Genomic DNA, 12838 nt, shown 5'->3' on the forward strand with positions numbered 1-12838 from the left:
CATCCCGCCTCCTTTATTCCGTTCTCCACTCAATCTGCTGCATCTGTGCTTCGGTCAATGCAAAGCGCTCACGATCCTTCTCCAAAAAAACGGCATTCCGCATATTCGCTCCATGAAAATTCGCATGATACAGACGAGAATGGCGAAAATCCGCTCCTTGCAAATCAGCATATGCAAATTGGACACCGAGTAAGCCCGGTACACGATGCAGCTCGTCCGCACTGACGCCTTGTCCCTCGGCATATGAGAAGATGGCTCCGCTCAAGTCAGCATGACGAAAATCGGCATCACAAAGAAGCGAATGGCTGAAATCAGTGCGTGGAAGCTTGCTACTGACCCACCTTGTTCCGAATAGGATACACGCACGGAACTGACTGTCTGCAAAATTACTGCCACTAAAATCGCAATAGCGCAAATCTAATGCGTCTACATTGCTTCTTGGCAAATCCATATGGGCGAATGTTTCATGGGTACAAAACGTTCCTTTCGGTTGCCCAAGCAGGCTTCTGCTCTCCTTCTCCTCCCGATTGATTCGCTCTTCTATGTACACCACTTCGCTGATGTCTTTGAATTCTCCCACTCGTATGTACAGACGATCCGCTTTCCTGATCTGTTGGTACTCAGGCAACTGAATGGCCTCCGGAATCGCCACTCGGGCAAGCGCTGTGACAAACTGACCGAAAAGCTCCATTTCCTTTAGCACCATAAACTCTACATCAGTAGCTTGTATGATCCCCATGTACATTTTTCGGCGTTCGTCCAGTAGCGAAATGAGCTTCGAAGCCTCTTGCAGTGCCCATGCTGCATCGTACCGTGCATAGCATTCCACTGGCTCCCAGTACCATTGCTCCGTATAAGCCTCTATCAAAAATGTGTGCGTGCCATCCAATACGGTTGTCCGAAGCAATGAGAAGTGAATAAAACCGACAGGGGGTAGCTCCTGGTTGCTCTGCATGAAATCAATATGCTGAAGCATTTGACGAAAAGACTCCACGAACTCCCGGACGAGCTGATCCTTGTTTTGCTGGAAATAACGCTCGAGTGCCGCTACGCTTTCAGCCAATGCTGGCAGAAAGGTGTTATCGTGCAGATGCTGGAGCGCTTCCTCTTTCTTCATCGATGTAAGTGCCCCCTCTAGTTCATCTTGATTTCCGAACCTTTCAGCTCGATCTTGTCTTCGAGTTTGATCGTATTTCCTTTTCCACTCAGCTCGATTTTATCCGCACTAATATGAAGAGAAGAGGCTGATAGCTTCATGTCCTTATCCGCTGTTATATTCACGTTCTGGCTACTCTTGATATCGATTCCACTCGTATCACTGATCGTGATCGACATATCTCCTGTCGTGATCACAATTTTGTCAGGAGCCAGCACGATTTCCTTACCATATTTGGTACGAAACGTCTTTACAGCAGGGTCCTTCATCCGGTCTCCCCCGCCACCTCCACCTGCATTGCTTTTCGGTGTGGCTTTCTTTTTGGGAGCTGGCTTGTCGTCGTCTGGGATTTCCTTGAGAACAGAGCTAATCGCGATACCGTCCTCTTCTTTTTTGCTCGGGAAATAAATCCGAATCTGGTCGTTCAGCTCTGGCATGACATACCATCCGGTTTGATCCTCGGAGGCGTAAATGGTGGAGTAAGGGAACCAATATGCCGTGCTCTGATCCTGCTGATCATCCATGTCCAGCTTGGCCCTCACATTATCCTTCTGGACTTGCAACACCCGGCCCTGGATGGATGCCCCGATGATGGCATGGTTATACTGCTTTTTACGCGCCAGACCTAGCCGTGGATAAAGCTTGTATGTGTGCGTGACAATGCCTTCCTTCACCTCCGTGACCGCTTCTCCGACGACAAGTGGTCTGGACTTGAAGTTCACCTCATTGCCGACCTCCAGCACTCGTTCACTCTGCACTTCATAAACGGTATAGTCCTGGTCATCGATTCCCGGAACCTTGTTCTCCGCATCACTCTGGTAATCCCCGACACGCTTGTGCACCGTATAATGACTAACCGCAAGCTTTCCTTTATCTTGACCTTTTGGCAAACCGAAATAAAACTTGGGAATGTCAAAAGCCGTTGTCGGGATCAAACCTGTATAAAAACGCGATGCCATCCTCTTCAGAAACTGCCAATCTGTTTCTTCATATTGCATCACAAATGTATTCAACGCCTTGCCGTTCGTAACTGAGTCAATAAAATCAGCTTTGCCGTACCCGGACAGCACCGTTTTCACGAGCCCCGCATAAGTCATCGCCGGGTTTTGAAACGAACGCTTTCTCGTTTTGACATCCAACAAATACGTATGAGAAATTGCCTCCAGCGACAAGTAATAAATACCGCGAACCGCTTTGACATGGACCCGCAAAACGATGCCCTGGAACCATGTTTTCGGCTTGCCCGATTCATCCCCCAGTGCCACGCTAATCAGTGTTTGGGCATTTGTCTGGTTCACGTAGCTATCTTTTCGCTCTTCAGAAATAATCCCTGTGAGCGTCAGTCGCGCATGCTCGTTCATCTTTTTCACGACTTTCATCGTTTGCAAATGAGTAAATTCGTAGGGCGAAACTTGTATATCTCCATAAGTGAGTGTTCGATTGCTCATGGTATCCCCTCCCTGCCAGACGAACCCCCTTCCCTCCGATGCTCCTAGGGAAATGGATTCACCCTTCCAAATAAGACCATTATTTTACACACAATCTTACAATCGGTATTATTTGGGATTTTTTGAATGGGTCGTTAGTCCTGAATGATATGTTTTCGAGGCAAGGAGAGGGGCTTTGTACCTTTCATACCCCTTAAAATCGTCGAAGACCCTAGAATTCCGTTCCTATTTACTCATAACGGCTTCCTGCAATTAAAATGGTAGCAAACAAATTCCAGTCTACCCCTTCAAGATCAGCTAACATATTATCACAATCTTCAATCCATGATTCCATCCCACTTAGAAACTCTTCCAGAGACATATTCGCCCACTCTTTTTTATTTTGCTGATAATCCTTAATCAAATGAGAAATGAATTGAACCATATCCTCTCTACTCTCAACCGTACCCGCTCTCTCTAGAATATCCATGCGAAACTCATCCTCCCCTATGTATTTATTTTCCATTTTAGTATAGATGCTTCAAAGGAGTTTGACGAATCGGGGGAATGACAAAAAGCCCGCTGGCGTGCAACGGGCTTCCTGTCTCTTATGTGAGGGGGAACATCTGACTAGTCAATAACAGGATTCGGGCTGTCATTATTTTCGTAGACGTTCCTTATTGAATAATCTCGGAAATTGCTTGCTTCTGCTCCAAAATCTCGCTCTGTACCTGGGTCAGTTCTTTCAACAGATCAGCGGCCTCTTGCAAGGATGTAGCTGCTTGCTCCTTGTCACCAGCCTTGAATACTTCTTTTGCTTCTTTCACTGTGCTCTTCTCTTTTGTTTTCAGTTCTTTTGCTTGCTCTTTGTTCGCTTTCTTTTCTGTGCGGATTGGCTTCAATTGTTGGTTCATCTCTTTGAAGGACGCTTTTTTCTCTTTTACCTGAGTCAATTCTGTTTGGATTTGCGCCAGTTTTTCTTCAATGGCGGTGTGGTTTGCGGCGATTTCAGTTTTAATGCTCGCTACCTTTTCTTTATCCTTAGCTTTCTTCGCTTCTTTCAGTTCAGCAGACAGTGCCTTGTTCTCTTCGCGGAGTGGCTTTGTCTCTGCCAGCGTGCTTTTCACGGTTTCACGTACTTCTGGCGTCACATCGCCCCAAAGAATGTCCCATGCTTGTTTGTTGGTCTGGGTTTGAGCTTTCAGTTTATCTTGCAAAGCTTTTTGCTCTACATGCAATGCTTTTAGCGCTTGAACTTCAGGCAGACTGCTCCACCCTGTTCCTTTTCCTTCTTTCTCCGCCGCAAAAGCTCCTACCGCACTCGTTGCCAACAAGCACGCTGCGATTACAGATACGGAAAGCATTTTTTTCATGTGTGAACACTCCCTGTCTCCTATTGTTTCTTGCAAACAAATCGTACCGTACGAGCGCCGGGAATGTTCGGGATAACCTCGTGAAAAGTAAGGGGAAAGTGTGGGATTTGGGGAAAACGCAAAAAGCCCAGGGAGGGCCTAGGCGGGTCTGGATTGTTACTATTCGATATAACCGTTCTTAGTGTAATCTAGTTTCACTTGCAAAATTCCTACTATCATTTAGAGCACAACATTCTCGTTCTATCATGATTCCACTTTTCATACAAAAGGTTAAATGGCAACATCCTGGTAGCCAACTTCCGTTACTTCTTCATTTAGAAGGCGAAGTCCTAGACCATTTTCTTCTTCCCAGGTGCAATCGAAGAGTAATCCGATATCTTGCCCTTCAAAAATATCTCCATAGGGAACAACAATTTCAAGTAAAACGATCCTTTCAAGTAGTTGGTCTTGCGTTTCAATTAGGGGATAATCTTCATGGTATCCAATATCGTACCCGAGCTCATGCCGCTTTTGCTTGTAGTAGTCTAGTATCGCTTGCAAAACACTCTGTTGTATGTGCTCCCAATTTTGCATGAGTGATTGATAAGCCACGTATTGTTCTTCATCAAATTTACCGTCTTCCTCACCCTTCACAGTGAGTGCTATCTCGGTTTCTTTCCCGCAAAAATGAATGGTCATGTGCCCTGACCAAACAAGAAAGTATGAAAGTTCACCAAAAACCGGATCATTTATGATCATGACACAGTCTCCTTCCTTGCTGTTTTTCCTCATCATGAAAGTCAGGGTAATTCCATACCTCTTTGGTTTGAGTAATCCTCAAGCTCTTCTTATGTACCCAATCTCTTCTAGCACTTTGTACCATTCATCATCTTTAGAGCCAATAGTACCTATACTCCCTCCAGATTCAACTAACTTCAGCCCAATCTCGCTATATTGTTCCCCTAAAAGATAGTTTTCTAAAAAGTTAAGGAAGTCTCCATATGATTCCAAAACATAATTTTGATCGAGTGGATCTCCTAATAAACAAGCTACTTGACCATCTGCCTTATTAATAAACAGAGGGTATCTTTCAATTTTTCCTATACACATCCAATCACCGTCAAAGCTTTCCATGTCCTCTGCATAGAACTGAATAGTGTTAACTCTCCCTTGACCAAATATAATAATAACTCCTCCATTTACTATCTCATATCTATTTGTAATCACGTAGTAATCTTTCAAAATACTACAATCGATATTTGTGAATTGTTTCGAAGTCGCACTTTTAACAATTTCAGCAAAGATCAGATTGAATGGGTCATCACTTAATATCTCAGCAAGTTTATCGATTTTTTCGATTAACAATTCGGTCATAAGTTTCACCTTTCATCAAGGTTCTCGATATTTCCTCTCAAAACTATAAAATAGCCCTCATTTTAGAAAAGGAATATCTAATCCTAATCCCATTCATTAAGTGGAAATTTTAGTAACTCATTACTGCATTTTGGGCATTTTTGTTTCGAAAAATCCCTTGCCCAAATCCTACAATAGATACACCTTTTGTCGTATAATTCCGGGTGTTGTTTATTTTCCTCATCCGCTTCTGGTTCGAGTATAGCAAATACTTTTTGTCTGGTTTTTTCGTATAAATGACTAACTTCAGGAGAAATATCATACGAATCAGTTGTTGGTTCCCATTCACACCCCTCTATTATTAGTACTGGTCTATCCAAATCTTCTTCTAATCTCTCAAAGGATGTTCTAGGCCAGTCATCATACATATGAACATTTCCATCTTTAGAGCTAACCTCAATGTCAGCATAAGGTTTAACCCTCTCTTGGATGGTGGCAGTCAGACTTTCCAACTACCACTATTCAATCATCAGGCTACTTGTTCGACGAGGGGCGAAGCAAAGTACGGAGTCTTATTCTTCATCATGCCGTAGATAATGTTGACCAGTCGCCGCATGACTCAGGCTAACGCCTGTCCTTTCGTTTGGCCTTCTTCTTGCTTTCTTTTATAGTATAGGGTTACGAGGGAGTTTGCTTACTTTAGAGACTTTCACCTGCTGGATAGCAAGGTTATAGAAGATGCCTTGTAAGGTGCGATTCCCCTGCTTGCCCTTCTGTTCATTACCCTTTCGACCCGAATAAAGCAAGACCGGAACAATTCCTGCAAAACGCAGGAAAATCGGTTGTGTCTCCGAAAAAATTTCAAAAAGCGACAAGTGACTAAACCACCTGTCGCTTTTCGAATATCTCATAAATGTGTCCACTTTGGTAAATTTTAAATTATCCTTTTATTGAGATTCTTTTTAATTGGTGTAAAGCATTCTTTTTAATTTCTTTTTCCTTTAATTTACTTAGGAGTTCTAATTTCTCTTTAGACTCTGGCGTATTAATATCACCTAGAGCCCAGATACATTTTACGGCAAGGGCATTTGTGTAATGAAGATACTCAAATTTTGTTATTGCTGCTTTATAAAGACTTTCTACCGATGAATTTGATTGAAAGTATTGAAGCAAGCCAGCAATATCCTCATGTGCCTTATGCCAAGCTTCAGTAAGTAACTGGTTCAACATTTCCAAATGTCTTTCATCAAACAAATCAAATGTAAATCCTATATAAAATAGTAATCCTAGGTCATCTTTATTTTTTTCTCTACAAGTAGCTTCTAATAGTTTGTCAAAGTAGCTCGTTATTTCTATATTTCCATTGAACAAATCCAAAAATTCTAAATCTGTTATTTCACCGCCAATAAGTTTTTTGATTAGTATTCTTAGTCCTTGATTCATTTTTCTATCCTCTCAAAACTAGTAATATGATCATTAAAAATATCCTGCCGTGCGTATCCATGTGATAGGACAAATAATTTTTTATCAGTTAGATCGTTACTTCTTTCGTCAACAGCCGTTCAAACAATGAAACCTTGAAAGGCAAGCAGCCAATCAAGGTTCTGGATATTTCCACTCAAAACTTTAGACTAACCCATCATTTAGGCAAAACTTTCTAATCCTAATCCCATTCATTAAGTGGAAAGTCTAGTAACTCATTACTGCATTTCGGGCATTTTTGTTTCGAAAAATCTCTTGTCCAAATCCTACAATAGATACACCTTTTGCCGTATAATTCCGGGTGTTGTTTATTTTCCTCATCCGCTTCTGGTTCCAGTATAGCAAATACTTTTTGTCTGGTTTTTTCATATAAATGACTAACTTCAGGAGAAATATCATATGAATCAGTAGTTGGTTCCCATTCACGCCCCTCTATTATTTGTACTGGTCTATCCAAATCTTCTTCTAATCTATCAAAGGATGTTCTAGGCCATTCATCAGTATGAAAAATATCTATCTCAATTTTGTACCAATCTTCCCAACTACATATTTTTTCTAAATCACTATTTAATTTGCTTGTATCAATATTAATATTGAACATAATATTCACCTGCCTTGGTGTTGGTGGTTATCTGTATATTGCTCAATGACCACCCATGTCTATCAACTAAACAGTGCAAATAATCCTTCACTAAGTAAAAATGTCTCGGTGGATATTAACTCCACCAAGACATTTGGGTCTTTAATTCAATAACTCCGATCATAACATCCAATTTTTAATTCATATTTTTTAGACTATATATTTTTATGGACATGATATCAAATCTATTCTTTATCTGGTGAACCTTCTTCCTCTTCTTCCCTTTCAACTTCAAATGTTACCATCCAATAATTAGCCCTAAAAGCTATCATGTCATTTGACGAATCTACTAAGGTAGCAATAAACTCCTCTGCTTGTTCGTCACACCAAACTAGTGTTTCAAAGTATTTCTCAATTATTGGTTCTGTCCAATTTGGATCATTCGCCATTAGTTTTCTCAATCCGGGAACAGCATGTTCAGAAATCTCATCAGGCATATAGGCAATTACATCCAGTACCCAGTAAAGGATAATTTCTGAATCCTCTGTTTGTAATACCTCGTTAAAAATATCTATATACTTCACCGAAGGATGTTCGTGAGCAGATGGAATCCAAAAATCAGCTTTGTCCCATTTTCTCGACGTAATATTTTCATTTAAGTAGGCTATCAACTCCTCCTCCACTTTTTCAGTACTCAATTTTCGAACTTGTTCTTTAAAGTCTTTCATACTCTTATCAATTTCTTCGTAAGCTAATTTCTCGCCTAGTTCCGATACTTTATTACTGTATCTACTTATCAGTTCAGTTAAACTACCAACCCTCATGTTATTTCCCTCCAAGCAACTATATTATCATTGAAGTGTTTTAGCCCTTTTTCACTACTTCCTAATCCCAAACTTATTACTCCAAGCTTTTCAGATTTCACTTCCACCAAGCCAGGTCTATGCGGCGGTAAATGTGAATACTTTTCATGGTTCCTTGTTGATACATGCGTGCCACCAAATTGATTAATTAGAGTCTCTGTTGTACCTGGTTTAACCTCAAATTCAACGTAACGTGTATACTTCCTATCCTTTTGTTTTTTCCTTTTTGACAGGTCATGAATGCCATAATCCGGATCATCAGTAATTTTCAACTCACTTGCTCCATTTTCCCTCTTACTTAATTTTCCATCATTATTTTTCAATCTCTCAAATTCTTTCTCTGACATTACTCTATAAAACTTTTCAGTTTGTTGATTACTTCCCGTCTCCTCTTTACACTTCATCAACCCCAACGGATCAATGAACCCAATCGGATCCCCATTCACATAAGCAAAGCGGTTAAACGTCTGCCCGTCCGTCATGTCCCCTTGGAGAACGTCTCGGTTCAGGAACCGCTTCAACCCCGGATGGTAATATCGCGCTCGCATGTAATACAAACCATTCGGATCGGTCATGACTCCATCACGGCCGTTGTAGCAAAACGGCTGTTTTGTCCTGCCCTCGTGTACTTCCAGTTCCCCGTACAATCCGTAGGTATAACGGTCTGTGACTCGACCATGCTCGTCGGTCAACAGGGTCGTGCTTCCGCGCGTATCCGCGTGATAGGACAAATAATCGCCTTGTGCATCCTCGCGACCAATGAGCCCCAGTCCATATACATAATACGCTTTGGCTACTCCATTTTCCTCCAGTTCCATAAGAACCTGAGTCAGGTCAGCGTTTTGATCGACCACATACCGCGTCGTCTTTCCGTTCCAAGTCATGGAGGTACGGACGTATTCGGCATCATAGGTGTAGCGAGCTTGTCCGGCACGGACGAGACGATTGCGGGCATCGTACGCATACGTTTCTGGCTGTTGCTTACCTGGGAGCAGCAGAAGGTTACCGTCCTCATCATACTGAACGTGTTGACCATCTACGGTGTCCAGTCGGTTGTCCTTGGCGTACGTCATCGCCGTAGCAAGACTCGAACCTGAATCCCCAATCGCGGTAATATTCCCGCCCTGGTCATAGGTATAGAGAATCTTTCGTCCTGCCATGGCTCCGCTCGTCAAGCGTCGTAGAGCATCATAGGTGTACTGCTTTTCTTCCTCATGCATGATCTGCCCGAGCTCGTTGTACACAAACCGATATTGCTGGAGCATGACGCCTTGTGCATTTTGATCCCAAAGACGGAGAAGCTGCCCGGCTGCGTCATAGTGACGCTGCTCTACCGTGCCGTTCGGTCGCTCTGTACGGATGAGGCGGTAATTTCCATCGTACGTGTACCTTGTGACACGACCTGCCCAGTCTGTGACCGTGGTCAATTGACCTGCGAGATCGTAGGTATAGCGAACCGACTTGCCATTTGGATAGACGAGCGTTGCGAGTCTGCCTCCCGCATCGTAGGTGTACTGGAGCGTATTCCCATACTGATCTGTACTGGAGACGATTCGTCCCAATAGATCGTAGGTACGGCGCTTGGTGTCTTTTCCATCTTCTTTGACACTTACCACGCGACCCTCGGCGTCGAAAGTCCTGCGAACAGTCCCCGCTTCGTCCTGCTGCTCAATGAGCTGTCCTGCTGCATCGTAGCGGTAGTGCGTTTCCTGACCGCGTGCATTGGTCTTGTTGGTCAGCCATCCGCGCTTGTCATAGCGATAGGTCGTTCCTTCTCCGGTAGCATTGCGTTCTGCTAAAAGCAAGCCACTGGCATCGTAGGAGAGGGTGGTGGCATTACCATTGGCATCCGTATAGCTCGTTAGACGTCCTTCTCCGTCGTATTGCTGCTTGTAGACGGCTGCTTCGTTTTCCAATACCTCTGTCAGTCGTGCGGCTGCATCGTAGGAGAACTTGGTTTTCTGTCCAGCCGCATTCGTCGTAGCAATGACTTGATGGAGCTTGTTGAATTGGTATTGAGTTGTTCTTCCGAGTCCGTCAATATGGGCAAGCATATTGCCTGCGCCATCATAGATGAGCCCGCTCACCTTTTGTCCGGTTGCATCATAGATAGCCAGTAAACGTCCCGCCGCATCGTATTCATAGCGCTGGGTGTTGCCCAAAGGATCGGTGACAGCCGTCACTCTGCCCATGGCATCGCGTTCGAGACTGGTCTTCGCCCCAGTTGGATCTACCACCCCAATGATTTGCCACTCTTTGTCATACTCATAACGAGTGACTCCACCGTAGACGTTCGTAATGGTCTCTACTTTTTCTGTAATCGTGTACCCGATCTTCATCGATGCTCCGGTAGGCGTAGTCTCCCCTACCCGACAATCCTGTGTATCGTAGGTGAAGGAATGCATCCTTCCGAGAGGATCTATGACACCAACAAGATTATCATTGGCATCGAATGCCTGACGCAGCGAACCCCCAAAAGCATCTGTAAAGGTTGTCATCCTGCCTGTAGGGTCGAAGCCAACACGGAAGATGCGCCCTTCTGGGTCTTGAGCGGAAACGAGCATTCCCTGTCCATCGTAATGATAAGTAGTTTTTGCTCCTGTAAAATCAATATAAGTGCTTCTTTGCCCGTGCTCGTTATACCCGATGGAAGAGGTGCAGCCGTCTGGTCGAGTAATACTGACCAGACGCTCGTGCTCATCATAGGCGTAAGTCGTGATTCCGCCTTCCGCGTCTTCTACTGCTATAACGGTTGGATTTTTCTCGCATTTGCATTTGCCGAACGGCATGATGTTCACTTGCGGCATATAGTCATTCACGTTCATTTGTGCCTGATTGCGAATGTACACGCCATGACTAAACGGCGTTTTCAGCTTGTTCTTCTGACTCCCGTAGTCGCACGTGAGAATTGCTCCTGCCACGACGTAGCTTTTTTTCGGAGCGGACGACGGTACAACATCGACATCTTCAATCATGGGCATGACTCATTCTCCTCCCTGCTTGATCCGCTCCCTGTCTACCAGCACGACGGATTTGATAAACAGCTTCGGCGCGAACTCGTGAATGATTGTCTTTAAGCGGTCGGAATAAAGCAGGATCGGTCTGTCGAGAAAATCCAGGTAGTCATTTTCTTTTTTTGTTTGATATTGAATTGTCGCTTCGTCCAGCTCTTCCTGATAATCCGGGGTGAGCCATCGCTCATTTGATTTTGAACATGCAAAAAAAGCTGATTCCATCTCATTGTTGAAAGATGGAATCAGCCTTTGAAAATTAACTAATCATGGTGTTTCTTTTCTTATTTATAAATTGATTTGTATTGTACTTTCATGTTTTTTTGGGGGGACATGGGTTTACCCTAAATTCTTGATAGACCCCCTATCCTAAATTATTTACATCGCAACATCCTGGTATCCTACTCTGGCTACTTCTTCATTTATTAGTAGTAAACCTAACCCATTTTCATCGTCCCATGTGCAGTCGAAAGTTAACCCGATGTATCTGCCTTCCAAACCTTTCGCATAGGGAATAGATATTCCTACTAAACTTATATAATCAAGTAGCTGCACGGCTGTTTCAATTAAAGGGTAATTCTCGTTAAGTCCTGCATCATAATTCTGTTCGTAATAATCTAGAATTGGTTGTAAAATACTTTGTTGAAGTTGCTCCCAACTTTGAATCAATGAGTGATACGCTGCATATTGTTTTTCCGAAAATTTACCATCTTGTTCACCACTTATCATTAATGCAATCTCAACTTCTTCTCCACAAAATTCAATAGTAGTATCCTTAAACCATGCATAATTGTATTCCAGTTCGCCAAAAACTGCATCATTTATTGTCATTTTAAAGTCTCCTTTTTGAAGTTACAGTCAACTTATTGGCAAAGCCTCCTGGCTTATACACCTCAACATTTATCTGCACTTATCCACTAAAATATCGAAAAACTGTTTATGTTTTGTTAAAGAACAAAATTGATATGAACAAAAAAGCTCATTCCTCCTGATGTGACAAGAGTCGGAATAAGCCTTTGAAAGTTTATTTAATGTGTTTGTTAAGTTTTTAATTTTTGGGGGAATTAAATGAACTTACACAAAATTCTTGGATTCCCTTTTCATCTGAAAATGTCGCAGTATTAGCTTGGAAAGCTAATTTTTTTCTTCAAATTCCTTCATTTTCTCAATTTTAATCCTGTCATTCTCATCTTGTGGAATATGATTCAGATATTTACTTTCCCAATATTCTAACCTGTCTGAAGGGCCAAAATTAGATTCTCCCCATTTTGTATAATCGTATTCTATATTTAGTTTCCCTTCAGATGTAAGTTTCATAGTTATTGAAAACCAAGGCTCTTGTCCATTCTCCAAAAATAATTTCTTTAAATCATTTGTAAGGCTTAATAAACTTCTGATCGAATTATTATATGTTTCTTTACTAATATTGTACTGCCTCAAAATATCCCTGCAATAAATATATTCTGGTTGATTGATTGGTTTGAAAAAAAAGAATACGCCACCCTCTCCATTCTCCACTTCTCCATTAAAATAAAAATGTTCCCATTCTACTGGTATCAAGTCATTAATTATTAGCGCTATCTCCCTATACAGCTTATTCATTTGCTGTTCCAT

The 12838-nt window shown here is 42.5% G+C and carries 14 protein-coding genes and 1 pseudogene; all 15 read right to left on the reverse strand.

Annotated features, from left to right (window positions below; all coding sequences use genetic code 11):
* Positions 1-13 precede the first annotated feature (13 nt).
* The 15 genes and pseudogenes from ODZ53_RS18375 to ODZ53_RS18445 all read right to left on the reverse strand — a co-directional run bounded on the left by ODZ53_RS18375 (position 14) and on the right by ODZ53_RS18445 (position 12838).
* Positions 14-1117, reverse strand: a complete 1104-nt coding sequence (locus tag ODZ53_RS18375) for a pentapeptide repeat-containing protein (protein WP_372678954.1) — start codon at positions 1115-1117, stop codon at positions 14-16.
* A gap of 17 nt (positions 1118-1134) precedes the next feature.
* Positions 1135-2604: a contractile injection system protein, VgrG/Pvc8 family gene (locus ODZ53_RS18380; protein WP_372678956.1), complete on the reverse strand. Its 1470-nt coding sequence runs from the start codon at positions 2602-2604 to the stop codon at positions 1135-1137.
* A 229-nt stretch (positions 2605-2833) separates the two neighbouring features.
* A complete protein-coding gene (locus tag ODZ53_RS18385; protein WP_015892686.1) occupies positions 2834-3073 on the reverse strand; it encodes a DUF7660 family protein in 240 nt (79 codons plus the stop codon).
* Positions 3074-3260: 187 nt separating this feature from the next.
* Positions 3261-3956 carry a hypothetical protein gene (locus tag ODZ53_RS18390; RefSeq protein ID WP_372678958.1) on the reverse strand — a complete coding sequence of 232 codons (696 nt, stop codon included), beginning with the start codon at positions 3954-3956 and terminating at the stop codon, positions 3261-3263.
* Between the two features lie 270 nt (positions 3957-4226).
* On the reverse strand, positions 4227-4694 hold the full coding sequence (locus ODZ53_RS18395) for a DUF6985 domain-containing protein (RefSeq protein WP_372678960.1): 468 nt from the start codon (positions 4692-4694) through the stop codon (positions 4227-4229).
* A 78-nt stretch (positions 4695-4772) separates the two neighbouring features.
* A complete protein-coding gene (locus tag ODZ53_RS18400; RefSeq protein WP_372678962.1) occupies positions 4773-5309 on the reverse strand; it encodes a hypothetical protein in 537 nt (178 codons plus the stop codon).
* A gap of 83 nt (positions 5310-5392) precedes the next feature.
* Positions 5393-5800 (reverse strand): hypothetical protein, encoded by a 408-nt coding sequence (locus tag ODZ53_RS18405; RefSeq protein ID WP_372678964.1) that lies wholly within the window; start codon positions 5798-5800, stop codon positions 5393-5395.
* A gap of 17 nt (positions 5801-5817) precedes the next feature.
* A pseudogene (locus ODZ53_RS18410) lies at positions 5818-6118 on the reverse strand (IS110 family RNA-guided transposase); the annotation flags it as partial.
* 109 nt (positions 6119-6227) lie between these two features.
* Complete coding sequence (locus ODZ53_RS18415) at positions 6228-6731, reverse strand: hypothetical protein (RefSeq protein ID WP_372678966.1); 504 nt, start codon at positions 6729-6731, stop codon at positions 6228-6230.
* Positions 6732-6951: 220 nt separating this feature from the next.
* Entirely contained in the window at positions 6952-7371 is a 420-nt protein-coding gene (locus ODZ53_RS18420) for a hypothetical protein (RefSeq protein WP_372678968.1), read from the reverse strand.
* A 224-nt stretch (positions 7372-7595) separates the two neighbouring features.
* Positions 7596-8174, reverse strand: a complete 579-nt coding sequence (locus tag ODZ53_RS18425) for a hypothetical protein (RefSeq protein WP_372678970.1) — start codon at positions 8172-8174, stop codon at positions 7596-7598.
* Positions 8171-11194, reverse strand: coding sequence for an RHS repeat-associated core domain-containing protein (locus ODZ53_RS18430; RefSeq protein ID WP_372678972.1), 3024 nt, complete (start codon positions 11192-11194; stop codon positions 8171-8173). Before ODZ53_RS18430 ends, ODZ53_RS18425 begins: the two co-directional genes overlap by 4 nt.
* Before the next feature lie 3 nt (positions 11195-11197).
* On the reverse strand, positions 11198-11449 hold the full coding sequence (locus ODZ53_RS18435) for a hypothetical protein (RefSeq protein WP_372678974.1): 252 nt from the start codon (positions 11447-11449) through the stop codon (positions 11198-11200).
* Between the two features lie 153 nt (positions 11450-11602).
* Complete coding sequence (locus ODZ53_RS18440; protein WP_372678976.1) at positions 11603-12055, reverse strand: DUF6985 domain-containing protein; 453 nt, start codon at positions 12053-12055, stop codon at positions 11603-11605.
* Between the two features lie 303 nt (positions 12056-12358).
* Positions 12359-12838, reverse strand: a complete 480-nt coding sequence (locus ODZ53_RS18445) for an immunity protein YezG family protein (RefSeq protein WP_372678978.1) — start codon at positions 12836-12838, stop codon at positions 12359-12361.

Source organism: Brevibacillus sp. BD137 (assembly GCF_041644655.1).
Lineage (GTDB): Bacteria > Bacillota > Bacilli > Brevibacillales > Brevibacillaceae > Brevibacillus > Brevibacillus brevis_D.